Genomic DNA, 21,896 nt, shown 5'->3' on the forward strand with positions numbered 1-21,896 from the left:
GCGCCGCCCCCGGGCCCGGGTGACGGCGCTGCGCTGCACGGCTGCTCAGGAATCCCGGCCGCGGACCTTCATCACGCGCAGGTTGTTCGTCTTGCCGGGAACGCCCATTGGCGATCCGGAGACGATCACGACGCGGTCACCGGGCTCGGCCAGACCGTCGGCGAGCAGGGTTCGCTCGACGTAGTTCACCATGCCCTCCTGGTCACCGAACTCGACGGTCTTGACCGCCGTGGCGCCCCACGTGACCGTCATCTGCTGACGGGTGGTCTCGTCCGGCGTGAAGACCAGGATCGGGGTCTTCGGGCGCAGTCGGGACAGCCGACGTGCGGTGTCACCCGACTTGGTGAAGGCCACCAGGTATTTGGCGTCCAATGCCTCGGCGACCTCGGAGGCCGCCTTGGCGATCAGGCCGCCGGTGGTGTGGATGTTCCAGTCGATCCGGCTGATGGAGGCGAGGCCGTGCTCCTCGGTGTTGGTCACGATGCGCGCCATCGTCTTGACCGTCTCGATCGGGTAGGAACCAACCGACACCTCACCGGAAAGCATGACCGCGTCGGCGCCGTCGAGGATGGCGTTGGCGACGTCGGACGCCTCGGCGCGCGTCGGACGCGGAGCCGAGATCATCGATTCCAGCATCTGGGTGGCGACGATGACCGGCTTGGCCCAGCGACGAGCCGCCTTGACGATGCGCTTCTGAACCAGAGGCACCTCCTCCAGCGGGAGCTCCACGCCCAGGTCGCCACGGGCGACCATGAAGGCGTCGAAGGCGTCGATGATCGCGTCGAGGTTCTGGATCGCCTGCGGCTTCTCCAGCTTCGCGATGACGGGCACGCGGCGACCCTCCTCGTCCATGATCTCGTGGACGCGGACGATGTCGTCGGCCGAGCGGACGAAGGACAGGGCGATCATGTCGACGCCCTTGCCCAGCGCCCAGCGCAGGTCCCTCTCGTCCTTCTCGCTCAGGGCAGGCACGGAGACGGCGACGCCGGGCAGGTTGATGCCCTTGTTGTTCGAGACGGGGCCCGCGACGGTGACCTTGCAGACCACGTCGGTCTCGGTGACCTCAACGGCCTGCAGCCCGATCCGGCCGTCGTCGATCAGGATGTCATCGCCGGGCTTCACGTCGCCAGGGAGGCCCTTGAAGGTGGTGGAGCACCGGGTCTGGTCGCCCAGGATGTCGTCGGTGGTGATGGTGAAGGTCTGGCCATAGGTCAGGGTCACCTTGTCGTCGGCGAAGCGACCCAACCGGATCTTGGGGCCCTGGAGGTCAGCGAGCACGCCAACCGTCCGGCCCACCTTCGCGGCAGCCGCACGGGTCTGCTCGAGGCGCTTCTCATGCTCGGAATAGTCGCCATGGCTCATATTGAGCCGCGCCACATCCATTCCAGCCTGAACCAGTTCTTCCATCCGCTCCGGGGTCGACACTGCCGGCCCGAGCGTGCACACAATCTTCGCTCTACGCACGTGCGTCACCCTACCGGACAGACAGCCTCCAGCAGGAGGTGGGGCGCCCCTTGTGCCGCACCAAGTGGCCGCGGCGGCCCTTGTGAAGGGGGAAATGCCTCTTCGCGGTGGCCATTCTCAGTGCCCTCACAGCCGAAGGTTCACCGGGAGTTCATCCCTGCCGGACGATGTCCAGTGCGCGCTGCAGGTCGTCAGGGTATTCGGAGGTGAAGGTGACCCACTCCCCCGTCCCCGGATGGGTGAAGCCCAGCTGGACCGCGTGCAACCACTGCCGCTCCAGGCCGAGCCGCTGGGCCAGCACCGGGTCACTGCCGTAGGTGGGGTCCCCGACGCAGGGGTGGCGCAGCGCAGCCATGTGGACGCGAATCTGGTGGGTGCGACCTGTTTCCAGGTGGACCTCGAGCAGTGAAGCGGAACGGTGCGCCTCGAGGGTCTCGTAGTGGGTGACCGAACGCCGACCACCTGCAACGACCGCCATCTTCCACTCCGATCCGGGGTGGCGGGCGATCGGGGCGTCGATGGTGCCGGCCAATGGGTCGGGGTGCCCCTGGACGAGCGCGTGGTAGGTCTTCTCCACGCTCCGGTCCCGGAATGCCTGCTTGAGAACCGTGTAGGCCGTCTCGCTCTTGGCGACGACCATCAGCCCGGAGGTGCCCACGTCCAGGCGCTGGACGATGCCCTGCCGCTCGGCGGCACCGCTGGTGGAAATCCGGAAACCGGCCGCAGCGAGGTGCTCCACGACGCTGGGCCCCTCCCAGCCCAGTGACGGATGGGCGGCGACGCCGACCGGCTTGTCGACCACGACCAGGTCTCGGTCGTCGTGGACGATGCGCAGGCCCTCGACCTCCCGTGGGGTCACCTGCACACCGGCGGGAACCGCCTCGAGGTCCACCTCCAGCATCTGCATGGCGCGCACCCGCATCGAGGGCTTGTCCACCGTGGCGCCGTCCAGACGGACCGCCCCTGCCTCGACGAGGTCGGCGATCCGCGAGCGGGACAGGCCGGTCATCCGCGCTGCTGCGGCATCGACCCGGTCGCCGTCCAGACCGTCGGGGACGAACAGGACGCTCATCAGGAGTCCTCGCTCGATCGTTCCCGTGGTGACCGGAAGGAGGCAAGGACGACGATCGCGGCGGTCGTGGTCAGGCAGATGTCGGCGACATTGAAGACCGCGAAGTGCGGCAGGGAGATGAAGTCGATGACGTGGCCCCTCAGCGGGCCGGGTGGCCGGAGCAGTCGATCGACGAGGTTGCCGACGACACCGGCCAGCGCCAGGCCGGCCAGCGCACCCTGAGCGGCGCCCCGCAGTCGCGGGGCCCAGACCAGCAGGGCCAGGGCCGCCACGATGGCAAGGCAGCTGATGACCACCGTCGCCCCGGTACCCAAGGAGAACGCCGCACCGGGGTTGCGCACCAGCAGCAGCCTCAGGAAGCCGCCCAGGTAGCTCGGCGGGTCAGCGGGGTCCAGCCGGGTCACGGCGAGGTGTTTGGTCCACTGGTCCAGGGCCAGACCCAGAGCGGCCACCAGACCCATTGTGGGCAGCGCACGTCCGGCAGCCGCGCCGGTCAGCGCCGTTCCGCGCGCTGCTTGCACGTCACGCACATGGTCGCCCGCGGAAAGGCCTGCAGCCGTGCCTTGCCGATCGGCTCTCCGCAGCGCTCGCACAGCCCGTACTGTCCCGTGTCGAAGAGGTCCAGCGCCAGCCGTGCCTGCTCCAACATCTCGCGCTGGTTGGCGGCCAGCGACATCTCCTGGTCACGCTCGAAGTTGGAAGAGCCCACGTCGGCGGGGTCCAGCCCGGCGCCGTCACGGCCCTCACGCATCAGGTCGACGAGTTCGGCCTCGTGCACGGCAATCGCCTTCTGCAAGCGGTCGACCTCGTCCACCAGCTCGGTGCGCACCTCTTCGACCTCTTCGGCCGTCCAGGGCTCTTCGCCCTCACGAACGGGGAGAGTGACGGTCGAGGCGGCAGCGCCGCCCGGCTTCGTGGCCATGTGTCGTCCTTCCGGTCTGCGGTCCACCCTTGGCCCGCGGAGGAGTTCGGGTCTGAGCGATGAGGGTACACCTCTTGTCAACGACGGGGAGCCAGCTCACCGCACGGCCGATGATTCCCCCCTCTGACACTGACCAGCCCCCGCCCTGCCGGTGGCAGAGCGGGGGCTGGATGCGTCCGTCCGGCCATCAGGCCATAAGGGAAGGACTCCAGGCCATCAGGGAAGGATCAGTTGTTGCCCTCGGCGAGCAAGGCGTCCAGACGAGGGGTCTGGGAAGCGATGGCCGGGCGCTCCTCCCCGAGCAGCACGGGCGTGCCCTCGGGCTCGAAGGTGGAGTTCTCCAAGTGCGCGATCTGACCGCGAAGGTGCTCAGTGAGGGTGGAACGGTAGCTGCCCTCGTAGGTGCGCAGGTCGTCCACCTTGCCGACGAGTGCATCACGCTCGGCCTCCAGCGCGCTGAACAACTCGGACCGACGGGCCTCGGCGTCCGCGTGCACCCGCTCGGAGTTGGCGGCCGCCTCCGAGGTGAGCTGGTCCGCCTGGGCCTTTGCCTCGTTGGCCAACTGGTCGGCATTCACGCGAGCCTCGGACTGGATCCGCTCGGCGCGGGTCTGGGCGTCGACGGTGAGCTCGTGGGCGCGGCGCTCCGCCTCGCTGACGGCCTGCTGGGCGCGGGCGTCGGCTTCGGCCACCTTGCGCTGGGCCTCTGCCTCGGCCTCGGAGACCAGGGTCTCCGCCTGCTCGGTGTGCAGCTGGACCATCCGGACGACCGCGGGGCTGGCCTGCGCGGAGGTGGTCACGACGATCTTCTCGACACGTCCGGCACCATCGCCGTCGACCACCGTGAGCGGGGTGGCCTGGCGGGCGGCATCCAACTCGCCGCGGACCTGGGAGACCTCGGCGCGTGCCTGCTCGACCTCCTTGCGAGCCGCATCCAGTTCGCTGCGCAGGCCGGCATTCTCCTCGCGGAGGCGCTGGAGCTCGCCGGCGTCCACGGAATCGTTCGAGACGGAATCGTTCGAGACGGAATCGTTCAAGACCGCGTCGCTTGCATTGAGGGCCGGGCCGGCATTGCTGGACTGGGCGCGCAGCGCCTCGATCTCTGCCTGGAGACGGGCATTCTCGTCGGCCAGCGCGGAGCTGTTCGTGGGGTCACCGGCCGTCTCGCGGTCGCCGCCGAGCGCGTCAAGCTGGGCCCGGAGGCGCTCGTTCTCCTCCGACATCTGCACGAAGGTCAGGTCGACGGCATCGACGAAGTCGTCCACCTCTGTGGCCCGGTATCCCTCTCCCTGTCGCTTGGCGATCGGGAAGCGGACGTTCTTCACGTCCTCAAGGGTCAACGTCATCTCAGTACTCCCAGTTGTGTGCGTCCCAGCGGAACGTCAGGTGTCGGACCAATAGCCGGACCTGACGGACGCACTGGCGCCGTCGTGCCGACTACCCGTCAGGTTACTGCACCCCTACCCGGCACGAAGGAAGACCTCCACCCAACGAATCAGCTCTGGTTGAAGAAGCCGCCAGCGGCGATGCGCTCCTTGTCCTCCGCGGTGACGTTCACGTTCTGCGGGGACAGCAGGAAGACCTTGGAGGTGACGCGCTCGATGGTGCCGCGCAAGCCGAAGATCAGGCCAGCGGCGAAGTCGACGAGACGCTTGGCGTCCGCCTCCTCCATGTCCGAGAGGTTCATGATCACCGGCACGCTGTCACGAAAGTGCTCGCCGATGGTGCGGGCCTCGTTGTAGGTGCGCGGGTGGACGGTGATGATCCGCGTCAGGTCGGCAGTGCGCTGCACGGGTTCCTCCTTCTTGTGCTGGGAAGAAACGGCAGACACCGGTGCTGCTGGACGACGGTCCGGCAGTTGGGTGATGGTGGACGGCTCGTACTCGACCTCGTCCTCATAGACGGCCTGCGTCAGCTCACCGTCGGCCTCCTCGTAGTCGTAGCGGGCCTCCTCGACCACGCCCAACCATTTCCCGGCCCTGCGGAACACGCTCTCGCTCATCAACCCCTCCTCGAACAGTCGCTGTCGAGGCTACCCGACGGTGCGCCCCGGTCCCGCTCACCCGGTGGCCGACACGCGCGGGAATCCGAGGCAGACGCGAATTCCTGGACCCCTCAGGGTTGGAGCCACACCAGGCCAGCCAGGCGCCCCGCGGCCGCACCATCGCGGCGATGGGAGTGCAGGCTGGCAGTGGTGAGGGTGCAGGGGTCGACCCGCTCGACGCGTGCCCCCAGCCGCACCAGCTCAGCCTCGCAGCCGGCGCCGAGATCGAGCGCCGCCGTTCCCTGGGGAGTGCGCGAGCGTGCGGCCGGGTGCGCAGCGGCGACCTCATCGGCCATCTGCTCGGGCACTTCGTAGCAGGAACCACAGACGTGGGGGCCGATCCAAGCGGTGATGTCGGCGGCGCCGAGCGCCCGCATTGCTGCGACCGTGTTGGCCAGCACCCCGGTGGCGAAGCCGACCCGTCCGGCGTGCGCTGCGCCGACCACGCCGCGGTCGGCATCGGCCAGCAGCACCGGGACGCAGTCGGCAACCCTGATGCACAGTGCCACGCCTGGCAGCGCCGTCACGCTCGCGTCGGCGACCGGCAGCGGGTGCTCGCCCGCGTCGGCGCCGAGCCGGACGGGGTCGCCCCAGCTGGCGAGCTGGCGCTCGTCCATGACCAGGACGTCGGGGGTGTGACGCTGGTCGAGGGTGATCACCGGCCCCAGGCCGAGAGTCGACCGGACGCTGGCGAAGTTGGCCCGCACCAGGTTGGCGTCGTCGACGTCGACGCGACCCAGGTTGAGCGGGCCCAGACCTGGGCTGGAGAAGCCATCATGGCGGTCCGTGAAAACGACCCCGACGCCAGAATTGGCGCCGGGGTCGAGTCGGAAGCTGAACAAGTCAGTGCTTCACTTCAGGAAGTCCGGGATGTCCAGTTCGTCGTCCGCGGGGGCTGGACCACGCTCGGCCACCGGCGGGGTGCCGGGCTGGGCGGCCGGGGTCTGGGCCTGCTGGAAGCCACCCTGCTCGTTCTGGCCGGAGCCATGCTGGCTGGCGCCGGCCTGGCTGGATCCGCCACTGAAGACGCCGGGACCGTTGGCGACATGCTGGGCGGTGGGGACCGTCTGCGCAGAGGGCGGGGTGAGTGCGGTGTTCCGAGTGCCGTTCTGGTTCAGGCTGGGACGCGCGGAGATGCCGGGCTGGCGGCGGGGCGGCTGGCCGCCGTCGAAGCCGGCCGCGATCACGGTGACGCGGACCTCGTCGCCCATCGAGTCGTCGATGACGGTGCCGAAGATGATGTTGGCCTCGTCATGGGCCGCGGCCTCGATCAGGTTTGCGGCCGAGGAGACCTCGAAGAGGCCGAGGTCGGAGCCACCGGCGATCGACAGCAGGACGCCGTGCGCACCGTCGATGGAGGCCTCGAGCAGCGGGGAGCTGATCGCCATCTCCGCGGCAGCGCGGGCGCGGTCCTCACCACGGGCCTGACCGATGCCCATCAGGGCGGAACCGGCATTGCTCATGACCGACTTGACGTCGGCGAAGTCGAGGTTGATCAGGCCGGGGGTGGTGATCAGGTCGGTGATGCCCGACACGCCCTGCATCAGCACCTGATCGGCCTGGCGGAAGGCGTCCAGGATGGCGACCTGGTGGTCGGTCATCTGCAGCAGCTTGTCATTCGGGATGACGATGAGGGTGTCGACCTCTTCACGCAGGCGGGCGATTCCCTCCTCCGCCTGGTTGGAGCGGCGCTTGCCCTCGAAGCTGAAGGGGCGCGTCACGACGCCGATGGTCAGCGCGCCGATCGAGCGGGCGATCTTGGCGACGACGGGAGCGCCACCGGTGCCGGTGCCACCACCCTCACCAGCGGTGACGAAGACCATGTCCGCCCCGCGCAGCACCTCCTCGATCTGGTCCTGGTGGTCCTCGGCGGCCTGACGACCCTTGTCGGGGTCGGCGCCGGCACCAAGACCGCGGGTCAGCTCACGGCCGACGTCGAGCTTCACGTCCGCATCGGACATGAGCAGGGCCTGGGCATCGGTGTTGATCGCAATGAACTCGACGCCCTTCAGGCCCGCCTCGATCATTCGGTTGACGGCGTTCACGCCGCCGCCGCCGACTCCGACGACCTTGATGACTGCCAAGTAGTTCTGCGACGCACTTGCCACGGGGATCCCGCCTCAATTCTCTAGCCGTTGGAGCTGCAAACCCACCGTGCGACGGCACGCACCCATGGGGTTCGGTGACCGTCACAGGCTATGTGCGGCCAACTTTGGGTGTCCAACACCGGCCTCGGCCAACTGCCAGAGTCTCAACCCGACCTTGAGGGCCTCGAGGGTGCAGCCCCGACGGCGGCAAGGTCAGGGCCATGCCGCCTGGCGGCGTCGATTCAGCGCGCGGTCGGATTGGCCGGGCTGGCGACATTGAAGACGGTGAACTTTTCTCGCGCCACGAGGGCCTCGGCCACCTGCGCCTTGGTCGCGGAATCTGCGGCCGAACCCCACAGCACCTGCTGGCCGGTCGTCAGCTTCACAGTGATGTCGTCCGGGCCGCTCGCCTCGACGGCGTCCAGCTTCTTCACCAGCTTGGGGGTGAGATTGGTGACGACGGTCGCGACGTCGGCGAGCAACCGGTTCTCGACGCTGGGGGTACGCACCAGCGGCAACGACTTGTTCCGCTTGGCGCCCTGGACGAAGACCACGCCGGCCGCGTCGACGGACTCGTAGGTGGTGCCCTCGAGGCGTTGGTAGACCGCGACGCGCTCAGTGACCTCGATGACGACGGTGCTGGGCCACTTGGTGTGCACTCGGACTCCCCCGACCGGGGGCAGTACGGCGACCCGCTGGCCGATCGGGCCGGTCTTCAGCTTCGAAAGCGGAACGCCCATCGGCACCTGGGCCGCGGCGAGCACCTGGTCGGTGCTGACGAGCTTGTTGCCCTCGACGCGCACCTGCTTGCTGGCAAAGACCGGCGAGAAGGAGACCAACCACAGCGCGAGCGCGAGCAGCAGCACCAGCGCCGCTCCCCCACCAACCAGTCCGAGGTGGCGGCGTCGTTCGCGCCGACGCCGCTCAGCGATGGCCGCGGAGACGTCGGTGGGCGTGGCCGGGCGAACCGGCCCGGTCTTGGGGACCGACGACGGCATCAGTCCGCTCCAGGCGCCAGCTGGGCGAGCAGGAGGGGCCCGACCAGGGTCACGTCTCCCGCTCCGAGCGTCATCAACAGATCGCCCGGACGCAGCAGGGCGGCCAGTTCCGGCGCAAGTCGTCCCTTGTCGGCGACGTAGACGGCCTCACCGCCGTGGCGGCGCACCGCCTCCAGCACGAGTTCACCGGTCACGCCGGGCACCGGGTCCTCCCGGGCGGCGTAGATGTCGGTGAGCACCACCAGGTCGGCCAGGGTGAGGGCCTCGCCGAACTCGTCCGCGAAGTCCATCGTCCGGCTGAACAGGTGCGGCTGGAAGCAGGCGACCAACCGGCCCCCGGCGGCAGCCTTGCGGGCCGCGGTGAGGGCGGCCCGAATCTCGGTCGGGTGGTGGGCGTAGTCGTCGTAGATGCGGACGTCGGGCTCCTGGTCCCCGGCGCCAGGGACCCTGGCCTGACCTACCAGCTGGAAGCGACGCAGGGTGCCGGTGAAGCTCTCCGCGCCGGCGAGCAGCGCCTTCGGGTCGTGGCCCAGCAGCCGCCCGACGGCGAAGGCCGCCGCGGCGTTGGCCAGGTTGTAGCGCCCCGGCACCTTCAGCTCGAGATGGCCGGAGAAGCCGTCGTGGCTGATCACCGCCCGGGCCGTCGTGCCCTCGAAGTCGAGCTCGCTCAACAAGACGTCCGAACCGGGCGCTTCACCGTAGGTGACGACCTGCTGGCCGGCGGCGCGCAGCCGCTCCCCGAGCGAGGAGGCGCCCTCGTCGTCGGAGTTCAGCACGACCGCCTCGACCCCGTCGGCCGTGGCGAAGCGCACGAAGCCGTCGAAGTAGGCCTGCGGGGTGACCCAGTTGTCGAGGTGGTCGGCCTCCACATTGGTGATGACCGCGATCCGCGTCGGGTACTGCAGGAAGGATCCGTCGGACTCGTCGGCTTCGACGACGAAGGCGTCTCCGCTGCCCAGTTGCGCGCTCTTGCCGCTGGCCGCCAGCGGGGACCCGATCACATAGGAGGGGTCGGCGCCTACCTCGGTGAGCAGCACCGCAGCCATGCCGGTGGTGGTGGTCTTGCCGTGGGTGCCCGCGACGGAGATTCCGGCGTGGCCGAGCATCAGCGCCGCCAGCGCAGCGGAGCGGTGCCAGATGGTCAGGCCCCGCTCGCGGGCGGCAACCAGCTCGGGGTTGTCCTCGCGAATGGCGGACGAGACCACGACCGTGCGGGCATCGCCCAGCTGGGCGTCGCAGTGCCCGACATGGGTCCGAATGCCCTGGGCCGACAGCGCCCGCAGGGCGGCCGAGTCGGACTGGTCGGAGCCGGAGACCTCGACGCCCAGATCGTGGTAGAGCTGCGCGATGCCACTCATGCCGGCACCACCGATGGCGATGAAGTGGATCGGCCCGGCCCGATTGGCGGGGAAGACCTCGACGGGTTCACGAAGCATGGGGGTGTCCTTCCGGCCTGTGCCCGGCGATTTCGAGGACGACGGACGCCAGGCGGTCGGCCGCGTCATGGGCGAAGAGGTGGCGACCGGCGCGGGACATGGCGGCCAGCTGCTCGGCGTCGTGGATGCGGCTCAGCACCTCGCGGTTCAGGCGGCTGGCGTCAAGCTCGGCGTCCGGCACCAGCACTCCCCCGCCGGCGGCGACCAATGCGTCGGCATTGCGGGCCTGTTCCCCATTGCCGTGCGGCAGCGGGACGAAGACCGACGGCAGCCCGATGGAGCCCACCTCGCAGACCGTCCCGGCACCGGAGCGGCACACCATCATGTCGGCGGCGGAGTATGCGCGGTCCATCTGGTCCACATAGGCCAGCGGCAGGTAGCCGGCACCCGTCTCGGGATGGGTCACCTGCACCATGTCGTCGGTGAAGTTCTTCGGGCCGAGGATGTGGAGCACGTGCACCCCGGCGGCCAGCAGGTCGTCGCGGGCGGCCAGCGTGGCCTGGTTGATGGAACGCGCGCCCTGCGAACCGCCGGAGACCAGCAGCAGCGGAAGGTCTGCACGCAGCCCGAACTGCTTGCGCGAGCCGTGGCGCAGAGCCTCGTCGACGCCGGTGGCCGCGAGCTGGGTGACGGCCCCGCGCATCGGCATGCCGATCGCCTCGCAGCGCGGCAACGGCGTGTCGGGGAAAGCGGAGAAGGTGCGGGTCGCGAACCGGGCGGCCACCTTGTTGGCCAGACCGGGAACGGCGTTCTGCTCGTGGATGACGACGGGGATCCGGCGGGTGCGGGCGGCCAGGTAGGCGGGCAACGCGACATAGCCGCCGAAGCCGACCACGACCTTGGCATCGCGCTCGCGCAGGATGCGGGCCGCCGTGCGCACCGAGCCAGCCAGCCGCGCGGGAACCTTGGCGAGCTCGGGGGTGGGGCGTCGCGGCAGCGGCACGGGCTCGACCAGGTCCAGCGGGTAGCCAGCGGCCGGAACCAGCCGGGTTTCCAGTCCCTTGTCGGTGCCGATGCAGCTCACGCCGGCGTCTGGCGCGGCCCGACGGATTGCGTCCGCGCTCGCCAGCATCGGGTTGATGTGACCAGCGGTACCGCCGCCGGCCAGCACGACGTCAACCATCTCTTTCCCCTGTCCCCACACCTTGCGCCAGCAGATCGTCCGACGACACGGATCAGCGCCCGCCGTCCACAACCGTAGTCACCCGCGGCGCCGGCTCGCCACGTCGGCGCGCCAGCAGGCGACGGGCAGCGGGCTCGTTGCGGGCACAGGCAAGCAGCAGGCCGACGGCCAACAGATTGGCCAGCAGCGCCGAGCCGCCGGCCGAGAGGAAGGGCAGCGGGACACCGAGCACGGGCAGCATGCCCATCGCGACGCCGATGTTGGTCATGGCCTGGAACATCAGCCAGGCGGCGATCGCCCCGGACAGGACGCGGGAGAAGGCAGAGTCGGATCGCAGGGCGATCCGGATCGCTGCGAAGCCGAGGATGAAGAACAGGGCCAACACGATCAGGCTGCCCACCAGGCCCATCTCCTCGCCCAGCACAGCGAAGACGAAGTCGTTCTGGGCACCGTCGTAGAGATTGCCCCACTTCTGGCGCGAGCCGCCCAGGCCGACGCCCCACCAACCACCGGAGGCCAGCGCGTAGATGGCCGAGACCGGCTGCTGGGAGGCGAAGGGGTCGTCCTTGGCCAGGCCGAGGAAGGCGAAGATGCGCACCATGCGGTTGGGCGAAGTGGCGACCAGCACGGCCACACCCAGCACACCCAGGCAGGCCAACAGGCCCAACATCCGTCCGGGCACACCCAGGATCCACAGTACGGCGAAGAAGATGGCGGCGATCACGAGGGCGGTGCCGAGGTCCTTCTCGGCGAGCACCAGGGCCAGCACGAGCCCGAAGCCGATCACCAGTGGCGACAGCTCCTTGACCCGGTCGATCACGGCTTCCTTGGCCTGCACGAAGCTCGCCGCCCACAGCACCAGGGCCAGCTTGGCGAACTCGGCGGGCTGCACTCGCAGCACCCCCAGGTTCAACCAGGATCGGTTGCCCTTGCCCGCGTCATAGCCGAGCGGGGTGAACACGGCCAACAACAACACAAGGGCCAAAGCCATCGCCACCCACCCCAGCGGCTTGAGGATCCGCTCGGGGAGACGGGAGAGCCACCAGGCGAATGGCAGGCCGAGCACCAGGAAGATCATCTGGCGCTTGGCGAAGTAGTAGGGGTCGTCATTGGTCGCTGTGGCATAGACCGAGGAGGCCGAGAGCACCATCAGGGCACCCAGGGCAACCAGCAGGGCAGTCGAGACCAGCACCAAGTAATAGCTGGCGAGGGGCCGGGCGAGGATCTCGCCCACCAGGTTGCGCGTCCGGGCCACCTCGGGCACGACACGCTGCCTGGTGCGGCTGCGGCCGGCGGAACTGAGGGAAGCCATGGGGAAGGTCTCCTGGTCGGGTGTGGATGGGCTCTTCGGTTGTCGCGTCACAGCTGACGAAGTCACAGTGCCCGGACGGCAGCCGCGAAGTCATCCCCCCGCGCGTCGTAGCCGGACCACATGTCCAACGAGGCGCAGCCCGGTGCCAGCAGCACCGTGTCCCCCCGCCGGGCCATCGTCGCGGCCGCTCGGACGGCCTGCGCCATGGCACCAGTGTCCGTGTCGTCGATGACGATCACCGGCACATCGGGCGCGTGTCGGGCCAGGGCCTCGGCGACGACCTGGCGGTCGACGCCCAGCAGCACCGCCCCGCGCAGCTTGGCCGCGTGGGTGGCGACCAGGTCGTCGAAGGTGGTGCCCTTGGCCTGGCCGCCGGCGATCCACACGATGTGGTCGAAGGCGCGCATGGACGAATTGGCGGCGTGCGGGTTGGTGGCCTTCGAGTCGTCCACCCAGGTCACCTCGTCGCGCGTGGCGACGGTCTGGATCCGGTGCCCGCCCAGGTTCAGGTTCCGCAGGCCGTCGCGAACGGCGGTGGCACCGACCCCGAAGGAGCGGGCCAGCGCGGCGGCAGCGAGCGCGTTCTCGATGTTGTGCGGTGCATTGGGCTGCACGTCGGAGACGCTGCACAGCTCCAGCGCGGAGTCCTTGCGCTGCTCCACGAAGGCCCGGTCGACGATCAGGTCGTCCACCACGCCCAGCATGCTCATGCCGGGCATGCCGAGGGTGAAGCCGATGGCGCGGGCGCCCTCGGTGACGTCGGCATCCTCGACCATCTGCTCGGTCACGACGTCCGCGACGTTGTAGACGCAGGAATGGCGCACGCGCTCGAAGATCTTTGCCTTGTCGAAGGCGTAGTCGGCCATCCCGCCGCCGTGCGCGAAGCCCTCGCCCGCGTACCACTCGAGGTGGTCGGCCTCCACGTTCAGCACCGCGGACGAGTGCATGGCCAAGGACTTGGACCAGTGCAGCTGGAAGCTGGACAGCTCCACGGCGAAGACGTCGTAGGGGGTCTCGTCCAGGACGGCTTCCATCACCGGACGTCCGATGTTGCCCACCGCGCAGGCCTTGAGACCAGCCGCGAGCAGCATCGACTCGAGCATCTGGGTGGTGGTGGTCTTGCCATTGGTACCGGTGACGGCGAGCCACGGCACGGCACGGTCGGGCTGCTGCAGACGCCACGCCAGTTCGACCTCGCCCCAGATCGGGATGCCGCGCGCGGCGGCCTGGGCCAACAGCGGCGCCGACGGACGCCAACCCGGGGAGGTGATGACCAGGTCGACGTCGTCGGGCAGGGTCGCGGTGGAACCAGCGCCCAGACGGACGTCGGCATCGAGCATCTCCAGCACGGTGGCCTTCTCGGCATTGGCCGAGCCGTCGTTGTCGTCCAGGACGGTCACCTGCGCGCCAACGTCGAGCAGCCCGTCAGCGGCGGCGAAGCCGGAACGGCCAAGACCCGCGACGACGACCTTGGCCTGCGGCCACGGCGCGGTGCGGTCGGCACCCTCGATCCAGTCCAGCGTTGTACCGTCTTGCGCCATTACTGGCCCACCACCCATTGCGCGTAGAACAGGCCCAGGCCGGTCGCCACCGCCAGGCCACAGATGATCCAGAAGCGGATGACCACCGTCACCTCGGCCCACCCGAGCAACTCGAAGTGGTGGTGGATGGGGGTCATCTTGAACAGACGCTTGCCGCCCGTGGACTTGAAGTAGCCGACCTGCAGCATCACCGAGACGGTCTCCATCACGAACAGGAAGCCGATGATGACCAGCAGCAGTTCGGTGCGGGTGCAGATCGCCAGGCCGGCCAGCGCAGCACCCAGGCTGAGCGAGCCAGTGTCGCCGAGAAAGATCTTGGCGGGCTTGGCATTCCACCACAGGAAGCCGAAGCAGGCCCCAGCGAGCGCCATCGCCACCACGGCCAGGTCGTGCGGGTCGCGCACCTCGTAGCACAGCGGGCCCTGCGTTGACTGGCGTCCGCACCACTGGTTGAACTGCCAGATGTTGAGCAGGGCATACGCGGCGAAGACCATCGTTGCGGCACCGGATGCCAGGCCGTCCAGACCGTCGGTGAGGTTGACGGCATTGGAGGCACCCGCGATCAGCAGGATGATCCACACGATCGCCAGCACAGCGGGCAGCGCCGCCCAGGAGATGTCACGCAGGAAGCTGATCGAGGTGGAGGCGGGGCGGATGCCGCGGTCGTTGGGGAACATCAGGGCGGCAACGCCGAAGCTGATCGCCAAGAAGGCCTGGCCGACGAGCTTCCAGCGTCCCTGCAGGCCAAGCGAACGCTGCTTGGAGATCTTCGACCAGTCGTCCATGAAGCCGAGCACGCCGTGCCCGACGAACAGGTAGAGCACCAGCAGTGCCGAGACCGAGACCTCGGTCCACGTGAACAGGTGGGCCAGGAAGTAGGAGAGCACCACCGAGATGATGATCACCAGACCACCCATCGTCGGTGTGCCGCGCTTGGTGTGGTGGGCGGTCGGGCCGTCGTCACGGATGAACTGCCCGTAGCCCTTGCGGACCAGGAAGCCGATCAGCACGCGGGTGCCGAGCAGGGTGCCGATCATCGACAACCCTCCGGCCAACAAGATGTTCTTCACGCCTCAGCTCCGCTCTTGTCGGCCGTCGCGGCGACCAGCTCGTCCGCGACCGTCTCCAGGGCCAACCCTCTTGATGCCTTGACCAGCACCACGTCTGCCGGACCCAAGGCTAGCGATCCGGACACCTCCCGCCTGGGCAGCGCGCGGGCCTCGATGCCGGCGTCTCGTGCCGCGCCGGCGATCTGTTCCGCATACTCCCCGACCGCGACAACCTCGTCCACGCCCACCTCGGCGGCCAGCCGACCAAGCTCGGCGTGCAGGGCAGGCGCGTCGTCGCCGAGTTCCAGCATGTCGCCCAGGACGGCGATGGCTCGGGCGCAGGGGTCAATGGCACGTCGGGCCGCGGCGATGCCGCCCAGCGTGTGCAGGGCTGCCGCCATCGAGTCGGGGTTGGCGTTGTAGGCGTCGTTCAGGACCGCGGCACCATCGGCGCGTTCGGTCAGTTCCATCCGCCAATGGGAGCGGGTGGTGGCTGCTGACAGGGCGTGCGCAACGATCTGGGGCTCGACGCCGGCGGCGATCGCGGCGGCGGCAGCGGCGATGGCGTTGCTGACCTGGTGGTCGCCCAGCACCCGCAAGGAGACCTCGTGGCGTTCGGTGGCGCCGTTGCGGACGACCTCAAGGGTGAAACGGGACCGCTGCAGTGCGTCGGCGTGCACGTCGACCGCGCGGACGACCAGGTCACAGCGGACGTCATCGGGCAGTGACTCATCGGGCAGCGACTCATGGGGCAGTGACTCGTGTGGCAGCGGCTCGGCGGAGCGGGTGAACCAGGCGATGCGGCCCGCGGTGCGGGTGACCATCGCGGCGACGCGGTGGTCGTCGGCGTTGAGGACGGCCCAACCCTCGGCCGGCAGGCCCTCGACGATCTCGCCCTTGGCCTGCGCGATGCCCTCGGCCGAGCCGAACTCGCCCAGGTGCGCGTGGCCGACGTTGAGCACCATGCCCACCCGCGGGGGGACGACCGAGCAGAGCCAGGCGATGTGACCCAGGCCGCGGGCGCCCATCTCACTGACCAGGAAACGGGTGTCGTCCTCCACACCGCAGGCGGTCAGCGGCACGCCGATCTCGTTGTTGAAGGAACCGACCGGGCTGACCGTCGGAGCGGCAGCCTCGAGCACCTGGGCCAGCAGGTCCTTGGTGGAGGTCTTGCCCGAGGAACCGGTGATCGCGATCGTGGTCAGGCCATCGGCGATGGCCTCGGCCACCACGCCGCGGGCCAGCGCGGAGAGCCCGGCCACGGAGTCGTCCACGACCAGGTGGGCCAGGTCTGCGTCCGTCTCGCGCGTTCCCAGCACGGCGACAGCGCCGTTGGCGCGGGCCTGCTCGGCGAAATCATGCCCGTCCACGCGTTCCCCCGCGATCGCGACGAAAAGGGCGCCCGGGGTGGCCTGACGGGCGTCGATGACGACCTTGTCAATGACGACATCGGCGGGCCCGACGAGCCGGGCCCGGGCGTGGCGCGCCGCTTCAGCGGTGGTCAGCTTCTTCATCGGCCCTCCCCGGCCATGGTCTGGATTTCGTTCCACAGTTCGCGCACGGTGCCGGCGTCGTCGAAGGGCAGCACCTCGCCGGCGATTTCCTGGCCCCGTTCGTGCCCCTTGCCCAGCACCAGCACGACGTCACCGGCACGGGCGCTGGCCAGCGCGTGCGCGATCGCCTCCCGGCGGGGGCTCACCTCCACGACCTCGGGACGTCGCCCTGCGTCCGTGGCAGACTCGACCCCCGCCACCACCGCCGCGCGGATCGCCTCCGGGCTCTCGGTGCGGGGGTTGTCGTCGGTAACGACAACCAGGTCGCTACCTCTGGCCGCGGCGGCGCCCATCGGACCACGCTTGGCCCGGTCGCGGTCACCGCCGGCACCGATCACCACGATCGTCCGGCCTCCCTCGTCTGGCTCGACCGCGTCGATTGCGGCCGAGATGGCCTGGGGCGTGTGGGCGAAGTCGACATAGCAACGGGGCGCGTCGGGGTCGTTGAGGACGAGCTCCATCCGGCCCGGCACCTGGGCGTGCCGCAGGCCCTCGATGGCGCCATCGACGTCGATCCCGGCCTCGGTCAGCATCGCGAGCGCCATCACGGCATTGCGGACGTTGTACTCACCGGGTAAGTCAATGGTGAACTCGCGCTCACCATAGGGTCCGGCCACCTTGAGCCAGCTACCCGTTGGGGTGGCGCGCCGATCGAGGATCTGGTGGTCGCTGGGCCCAAAACCCGTGCTCACCAGTCGCGGGAGCTCTTGGCCTGCCAATTTCTGCGCCAGCCGCAAGCCGTACTCGTCGTCGGTGTTGACCACGGCGACCCGGCACCAGCGCGGGTCGAAGAGCCGCGACTTGGCCTGGAAGTAGTCCTCCATGGTCGGGTGGAAGTCGAGATGGTCGCGCCCGAGGTTGGTGAAGCCCGCGACGTCGAAGCCGACCTCGTTGACGCGCTGCAGCACCAGCGCGTGGGAGCTCACTTCCATCGCGACGGCGGAGGCGCCACGCTCCAGCATCACGGCCAGCAGGGCCTGCAGGTCGGGCGACTCGGGCGTGGTCACGGTCGTCCGGGAACTCTCGATCGGCTCCCCGTCCAGCCGGAAACCATTGGTGCCGATGGTGCCGACCCGCTCCCCCGCGGCGACCAACGCGGCCTCCACGAGGAAGCAGGTGGTGGTCTTGCCGTTGGTGCCGGTCAGGCCGAACATCCGCAGGTCGTGGGTGGGCCGGCCGAAGAGAGTGGCTGCGGCCAGCGCCATCGCGGCGCGGGGGTTTTCGCAGACCACCACCGGCAGGCCGGTGGCCGCGGCCCGGTCACGTCCGTCGACGTCGGTCAGGACGGCCACCGCACCCTGCGCCGCTGCAGCGCTGCTGAAGTCGGCGCCATGGGCCTTCGTCCCGGGCAGCGCGACGTAGAGCGTCCCCGGTCCGACGGTGCGCGAGTCGAGGGTGATGTCGCCGACCTCGGGATCTGCGTCGGGTTCGCCATGGATGACGACGTCAAGACCCGTGAACAGGCTGGACAAGGCAGCGCGCCTGACGTGCGCCGGGCGGAGCAGGCCGCTCACGGCTCGTAGTCCAGTGGCTCGTCCGCAGCCTCCGTCGTCGAGGGCAGCACACCGTAGCGCGGCAGCGCCAGCTTCATGATGCTGTTGGCGACCGGGAGCGCGATCTCGGAGCCCTGGTGGCTCTTCTCCGGCTGGTCGATGACGACATAGACGAGGATCTGCGGGTCTTCGGCGGGGGCGGCCAGCGCGAAGGAGGCGGTGTAGCCGGTGTAGCCACCGCTGTTGTTGGCGCGCTCGGCGGTGCCGGACTTGCCGATGGTGCGGTAGCCGTCGATGGCTCGCTGCTCGGGGTTGAGCTGGATCACGGCCTCCATCATGTCCTGCACCTGCTCGGCAGCTGCGACGGACACGACGCGGTGCGAGGCGGTGGCCGGCAAGTCAACCGTGGCACCGGTGCCGTCGGTGGCCGCCTTGACCAGCGTGGGCGCGTTGTAGACACCGTCGTTGGCGATCGCGGCCACTGCTGCGGCCTCCTGGACGGCGGTCACCGAGAGGCCCTGGCCAAAGGCGATCTGGTCGCGTGTGTACTGCGGCATGTCGGCGGTGGGGAGCACACCGGCGGACTCACCCGGCAGCTGGATTCCCGTCCTGGCGCCAAGCCCGAAGGACTTGAGGTAGTCGACGATGTCCTGCTCGGTCATCACCTTGCGCTTGTCGACGGCATCGCTGATCAAGGTGGCCATGCCGATGTTGGACGACTTGGCGATGATCCCGCGCGCGGTCAGGTACAAGCGGTCGTGGGAGAAGGAGTCGCGGATGTAGCCGTCGCCGGAGGCGTACTTGTCCTCCACCACGACGCGACTGTCGGCGGTGATCCCGGCCTTGTCGGCCAGCATCGCCATCGTCAGCACCTTCTGCACCGAGCCGGGCTCGTAGGGCGTGGTGACCGAACGGTTGCCCAGATTCTCCGCCTTCACCTTGGTCATGTCGGTGGGGTCATAGCTCGGCAGGGAGGCATCGGCCAGCACCTCGCCGGTCTTGACGTTCATGACGATGGCCGTGCCGGTTTTGGCAGCCGACCCCTCGATGCCCTTGGCCAAGGCGGCTTCGGCGATCTGTTGCATTTCGGAGTCCAGCGTCAGCGTGACATTGTCGCCGTCGACAGCCGGGGTGAGCACCTGGGAGCCGAGGGGAATCCGTCCGTAGGCGCTGGCCTCATAGCTCTCCGAGCCATTGGTGCCCTTGAGCATGTCCGTCAGTGAGAGCTCCACGCCGCCGGTGGCCTTCTGCTCGTCATTGATGGTGCCGATGAGGTTGCCGCCCACAGATCCGCCCGGGTACTGGCGCACCGGGTCGTCCTCCTTGTACAGGCCGTACCAGTAGGGCGCCTTGTACTCCTTGCCGTCGACGGTCACCTTGCCGCCCTTCGCCAGTTCGGCCTGGAGCAGTTGGTAGGTCGCGGCGGGGACGTGGCGCTGGATGACGACGTACTGCTTGAGGCTTCCGTTGGTGCTCTTCTCAGAAAGCTTGGGCAGGTAGTCGGTCGACTTGCCGCCCAGGTACTTGGCCAGCGCCTCGGCGATGGCCACCGCATTCTGTGAGGCGATGGCGGTCTCGCTGGTGGTGAGGTCGCGGCGCTTGTCGACGCCGTTGCGGGCGATCATCGAGGGGTCCGCGATGATCTTGACCGCAGGCTCGCTGGCGGCCATCACGACCCCATTGCGGTCGGTGATGGTGCCGCGCTGGGCTATCAGGGTGGCCGTGCGCGTCATCTGCTTGGCCGCCTTGGAGGCATAGGCCTGGGAGTCGAAGGCCTGCAGCTGGAAGGCTCGGACGACAAAGCCACTGAGCACCAGCGCGACGAGCACCAGCAGGATGTTGAGCCGGCGCCGCGGGGACGCGAGCGCGAGCCGGGCGTTGCCGACCGAGCTGGCGGCGCGGCCGGCGCTGGCGCCCAGGCCGTCTGCGATCGGACGCTTGCTGGTTGCGGGTCGCGGGCGCTGGGAACTCGTGCGCTGGGAGCTGGTGCGCGGGGAGCTGGTGCGCTGGGAGTTCGTGTGCTGTGCAGGCGTGCGCGAGGCACCGGACGCGCTGCGGCCGGTGCCTCGGGTTGACTTGCGAGAGGGGTCTGAGGGGTTGGCCATCACTGCCCGCCGCTCGTGGTCTGGGCAGTGTTGGTCTGGGCAGCATCTGCCGCGGCCTTGGCCTTCGCAGCGGCCGCCGCTGCCTTCGCCTTGGCCTTCTGCTCGGCGAGGCGCTGCGCTGCCCTCTTCTTCTGTGCCTCGATCAGGTCCGCCTTGCGCTTGATCTCCGTGGCGTTGGCCTTCTCGATCGCCTCGGTGATCGCCTGCGCGCTCCTGTGCTTCTGCTCGGGGGCCTCGCTGGCCGTGACCGCAGTGGTATCTCCCAGCACCTGCCCGGAGGGCAGCACCAGGAAGGCCGGGGAGGTGTTGGGGCGAAGCCCGAGGTCCCAGGCCTTGCTCTGCAGGGTCGTCGGGGACCGCAGGGACTGCACCTGGCTGGTCAGGGCTGCCTGCTGGTAGCCCTTCTGCTCGGCGGTGGCCTGCAGCGCGTTGAGGGTTCGGGCGCGCTGCTGGATGGAGACGTTGAGCAACAGGATGCCCACCATGCCGGCACCCAGCAGGCTGACGAGCAGGACGACGAACGCAATGGTCGACAACCGCGCCGGACGGCGTTCCAGCGCACGCAGCATCGGACGGGCCGGGCCGGACGCTCGTTCGGAGCGCTCGACGGGAGCAACAACTGCGCTCATGCGGTGGCCCTCCTCACTCGCTCAGCGACCCGCAGGCGCGCCGATGCTGCCCGCGGGTTGGTCAGGACCTCGTCGGCCCCCGGCTTCTCTGCGCCTCTGGTCAACAACATCAGTTCGGCACGCATCCCTTCGGGAACGACAGGCAGGTTTCGGGGTGCCTTGTCGGTGGCACCCTCCCGGAAAAGGTTCTTGACCATCCGGTCCTCCAGCGAGTGGTAGGCGAGGACCGCCATCCGGCCACCCACTGCCAGTGCGTCCATGGCCGCGGGTAGCACGCCCTCGAGTGCCTCCAGTTCCGCGTTGACCTCGATCCGCAGCGCCTGGAAGGTGCGCTTGGCAGGGTGTCCCCCGGTCTTGCGCGTGGCCATCGGGATGCCGCTGGCGACGACGTCGACCAGGCGGGCAGAGGTGGTGAAGGGCTCGACCTCGCGGGCCTCGACGATGCGTGCGGCGACCCGGTCGGCAAAACGCTCCTCGCCGTAGATGCGCAGGATGCGGGCCAGCAGGCGGCGGTCGTAGGTGTTGACGATGGTCGCGGCGGTGAGCTCCTGCTTGCCGTCCATCCGCATGTCCAGCGGGGCGTCGACGGAGTAGGCGAAGCCACGCTCGCGCTGGTCGATCTGCAGACTGGAAAGACCCAGGTCCAGCAGCACCGAGTTGACCTCGGCGATGCCCAGTTCGGCCAGCACCTCGGGAAGCTCGTCGTAGACGGCCTCGACGAAGGTGACACGATCGCCGAAGCGGGCCAGCCGGCGTGACGCGATGTCGAGGGCGGCGGGGTCACGGTCGATGGCGATCACCTGGGCCTGCGGGCAGGCCTCCAGAACGGCCTCGACATGCCCGCCCATGCCGGTGGTGCCATCGACGTGGACGGAGCCGGGGGCGGCGAGGGCGGGGGCCAGGAGTTCGATGATCCGGTCGCGCATCACGGGGACGTGGATGCGGGTCAGGTCGGGGGACGTGGAAGCGGCTGCCTCGGAATCGGGCGCGTCGGACGCGGGGACGTCAGTCAGCACATCGTCCATCTCGACCCTTCCCTTCGGAGCTTGTGCCGCCAGGTTTCAACCC

The 21,896-nt window shown here is 69.2% G+C and carries 18 protein-coding genes and 1 pseudogene; all 19 read right to left on the bottom strand.

The genetic code is table 11. The features are described 5' to 3' along the window. Nucleotides 1-45 precede the first annotated feature (45 nt). Nucleotides 46-1,464 (bottom strand): pyruvate kinase, encoded by a 1,419-nt coding sequence (gene pyk, locus ABD089_RS07480; RefSeq protein WP_343885664.1) that lies wholly within the window; start codon nucleotides 1,462-1,464, stop codon nucleotides 46-48. A 151-nt stretch (nucleotides 1,465-1,615) separates the two neighbouring features. Then, the gene (locus tag ABD089_RS07485) at nucleotides 1,616-2,536 is read right to left on the bottom strand and encodes an RluA family pseudouridine synthase (RefSeq protein ID WP_343885665.1); all 921 of its coding nucleotides are present in this window, start codon (nucleotides 2,534-2,536) and stop codon (nucleotides 1,616-1,618) included. 16 nt (nucleotides 2,537-2,552) lie between these two features. After that, a pseudogene (gene lspA / locus ABD089_RS07490) lies at nucleotides 2,553-2,997 on the bottom strand (signal peptidase II); the annotation flags it as partial. A gap of 32 nt (nucleotides 2,998-3,029) precedes the next feature. Then, complete coding sequence (locus tag ABD089_RS07495; protein WP_343885668.1) at nucleotides 3,030-3,458, bottom strand: TraR/DksA family transcriptional regulator; 429 nt, start codon at nucleotides 3,456-3,458, stop codon at nucleotides 3,030-3,032. A gap of 227 nt (nucleotides 3,459-3,685) precedes the next feature. Further along, nucleotides 3,686-4,804 (bottom strand): DivIVA domain-containing protein, encoded by a 1,119-nt coding sequence (locus ABD089_RS07500; RefSeq protein WP_343885669.1) that lies wholly within the window; start codon nucleotides 4,802-4,804, stop codon nucleotides 3,686-3,688. A 149-nt stretch (nucleotides 4,805-4,953) separates the two neighbouring features. Further along, nucleotides 4,954-5,460, bottom strand: coding sequence for a cell division protein SepF (locus tag ABD089_RS07505; RefSeq protein WP_343885670.1), 507 nt, complete (start codon nucleotides 5,458-5,460; stop codon nucleotides 4,954-4,956). A 113-nt stretch (nucleotides 5,461-5,573) separates the two neighbouring features. Continuing rightward, on the bottom strand, nucleotides 5,574-6,344 hold the full coding sequence (locus tag ABD089_RS07510; RefSeq protein WP_343885671.1) for a purine nucleoside phosphorylase YfiH/LACC1 family protein: 771 nt from the start codon (nucleotides 6,342-6,344) through the stop codon (nucleotides 5,574-5,576). A gap of 9 nt (nucleotides 6,345-6,353) precedes the next feature. Beyond that, the gene (gene ftsZ / locus ABD089_RS07515; RefSeq protein ID WP_343885672.1) at nucleotides 6,354-7,610 is read right to left on the bottom strand and encodes a cell division protein FtsZ; all 1,257 of its coding nucleotides are present in this window, start codon (nucleotides 7,608-7,610) and stop codon (nucleotides 6,354-6,356) included. A gap of 221 nt (nucleotides 7,611-7,831) precedes the next feature. Next, entirely contained in the window at nucleotides 7,832-8,587 is a 756-nt protein-coding gene (locus ABD089_RS07520; RefSeq protein WP_343885674.1) for a cell division protein FtsQ/DivIB, read from the bottom strand. Beyond that, on the bottom strand, nucleotides 8,587-10,023 hold the full coding sequence (gene murC / locus ABD089_RS07525) for a UDP-N-acetylmuramate--L-alanine ligase (protein WP_343885675.1): 1,437 nt from the start codon (nucleotides 10,021-10,023) through the stop codon (nucleotides 8,587-8,589). The genes ABD089_RS07520 and murC overlap by 1 nt, the downstream gene beginning before the upstream one ends. Beyond that, nucleotides 10,013-11,146: an undecaprenyldiphospho-muramoylpentapeptide beta-N-acetylglucosaminyltransferase gene (murG, locus tag ABD089_RS07530; RefSeq protein WP_343885677.1), complete on the bottom strand. Its 1,134-nt coding sequence runs from the start codon at nucleotides 11,144-11,146 to the stop codon at nucleotides 10,013-10,015. Before murG ends, murC begins: the two co-directional genes overlap by 11 nt. A gap of 52 nt (nucleotides 11,147-11,198) precedes the next feature. After that, nucleotides 11,199-12,371 carry a putative lipid II flippase FtsW gene (gene ftsW, locus ABD089_RS07535; protein WP_343885867.1) on the bottom strand — a complete coding sequence of 391 codons (1,173 nt, stop codon included), beginning with the start codon at nucleotides 12,369-12,371 and terminating at the stop codon, nucleotides 11,199-11,201. Between the two features lie 149 nt (nucleotides 12,372-12,520). After that, nucleotides 12,521-13,999, bottom strand: a complete 1,479-nt coding sequence (gene murD / locus ABD089_RS07540; protein ID WP_386769529.1) for a UDP-N-acetylmuramoyl-L-alanine--D-glutamate ligase — start codon at nucleotides 13,997-13,999, stop codon at nucleotides 12,521-12,523. After that, nucleotides 13,999-15,069, bottom strand: coding sequence for a phospho-N-acetylmuramoyl-pentapeptide-transferase (gene mraY, locus ABD089_RS07545; protein WP_343885679.1), 1,071 nt, complete (start codon nucleotides 15,067-15,069; stop codon nucleotides 13,999-14,001). The genes murD and mraY overlap by 1 nt, the downstream gene beginning before the upstream one ends. Continuing rightward, nucleotides 15,066-16,562 (bottom strand): UDP-N-acetylmuramoyl-tripeptide--D-alanyl-D-alanine ligase, encoded by a 1,497-nt coding sequence (locus ABD089_RS07550; protein WP_343885680.1) that lies wholly within the window; start codon nucleotides 16,560-16,562, stop codon nucleotides 15,066-15,068. Before ABD089_RS07550 ends, mraY begins: the two co-directional genes overlap by 4 nt. Continuing rightward, the gene (locus tag ABD089_RS07555) at nucleotides 16,559-18,115 is read right to left on the bottom strand and encodes a UDP-N-acetylmuramoyl-L-alanyl-D-glutamate--2,6-diaminopimelate ligase (RefSeq protein ID WP_343885681.1); all 1,557 of its coding nucleotides are present in this window, start codon (nucleotides 18,113-18,115) and stop codon (nucleotides 16,559-16,561) included. The genes ABD089_RS07550 and ABD089_RS07555 overlap by 4 nt, the downstream gene beginning before the upstream one ends. Continuing rightward, complete coding sequence (locus ABD089_RS07560; RefSeq protein ID WP_343885682.1) at nucleotides 18,112-20,199, bottom strand: peptidoglycan D,D-transpeptidase FtsI family protein; 2,088 nt, start codon at nucleotides 20,197-20,199, stop codon at nucleotides 18,112-18,114. The genes ABD089_RS07555 and ABD089_RS07560 overlap by 4 nt, the downstream gene beginning before the upstream one ends. Continuing rightward, on the bottom strand, nucleotides 20,199-20,828 hold the full coding sequence (ftsL, locus tag ABD089_RS07565) for a cell division protein FtsL (RefSeq protein ID WP_343885683.1): 630 nt from the start codon (nucleotides 20,826-20,828) through the stop codon (nucleotides 20,199-20,201). The genes ABD089_RS07560 and ftsL overlap by 1 nt, the downstream gene beginning before the upstream one ends. After that, nucleotides 20,825-21,853: a 16S rRNA (cytosine(1402)-N(4))-methyltransferase RsmH gene (gene rsmH / locus ABD089_RS07570; protein WP_343885684.1), complete on the bottom strand. Its 1,029-nt coding sequence runs from the start codon at nucleotides 21,851-21,853 to the stop codon at nucleotides 20,825-20,827. The genes ftsL and rsmH overlap by 4 nt, the downstream gene beginning before the upstream one ends. Nucleotides 21,854-21,896: the final 43 nt, after the last annotated feature.

The sequence above is a fragment of the Luteococcus sanguinis genome (assembly GCF_039527675.1).
Taxonomy (GTDB): domain Bacteria; phylum Actinomycetota; class Actinomycetes; order Propionibacteriales; family Propionibacteriaceae; genus Luteococcus; species Luteococcus sanguinis.

Coding starts and splice junctions, on each gene's coding strand:
- ABD089_RS07485 (WP_343885665.1), bottom strand. CDS start 2,536: ATGAGCGTCCTGTTCGTCCCCGACGGTCTGGACGGCGACCGGGTCGAT.
- ABD089_RS07495 (WP_343885668.1), bottom strand. CDS start 3,458: ATGGCCACGAAGCCGGGCGGCGCTGCCGCCTCGACCGTCACTCTCCCC.
- ABD089_RS07500 (WP_343885669.1), bottom strand. CDS start 4,804: ATGACGTTGACCCTTGAGGACGTGAAGAACGTCCGCTTCCCGATCGCC.
- ABD089_RS07505 (WP_343885670.1), bottom strand. CDS start 5,460: ATGAGCGAGAGCGTGTTCCGCAGGGCCGGGAAATGGTTGGGCGTGGTC.
- ABD089_RS07520 (WP_343885674.1), bottom strand. CDS start 8,587: ATGCCGTCGTCGGTCCCCAAGACCGGGCCGGTTCGCCCGGCCACGCCC.
- murC (WP_343885675.1), bottom strand. CDS start 10,023: ATGCTTCGTGAACCCGTCGAGGTCTTCCCCGCCAATCGGGCCGGGCCG.
- murG (WP_343885677.1), bottom strand. CDS start 11,146: ATGGTTGACGTCGTGCTGGCCGGCGGCGGTACCGCTGGTCACATCAAC.
- murD (WP_386769529.1), bottom strand. CDS start 13,999: ATGGCGCAAGACGGTACAACGCTGGACTGGATCGAGGGTGCCGACCGC.
- ABD089_RS07550 (WP_343885680.1), bottom strand. CDS start 16,562: ATGAAGAAGCTGACCACCGCTGAAGCGGCGCGCCACGCCCGGGCCCGG.
- ABD089_RS07560 (WP_343885682.1), bottom strand. CDS start 20,199: ATGGCCAACCCCTCAGACCCCTCTCGCAAGTCAACCCGAGGCACCGGC.
- ftsL (WP_343885683.1), bottom strand. CDS start 20,828: ATGAGCGCAGTTGTTGCTCCCGTCGAGCGCTCCGAACGAGCGTCCGGC.
- rsmH (WP_343885684.1), bottom strand. CDS start 21,853: ATGGACGATGTGCTGACTGACGTCCCCGCGTCCGACGCGCCCGATTCC.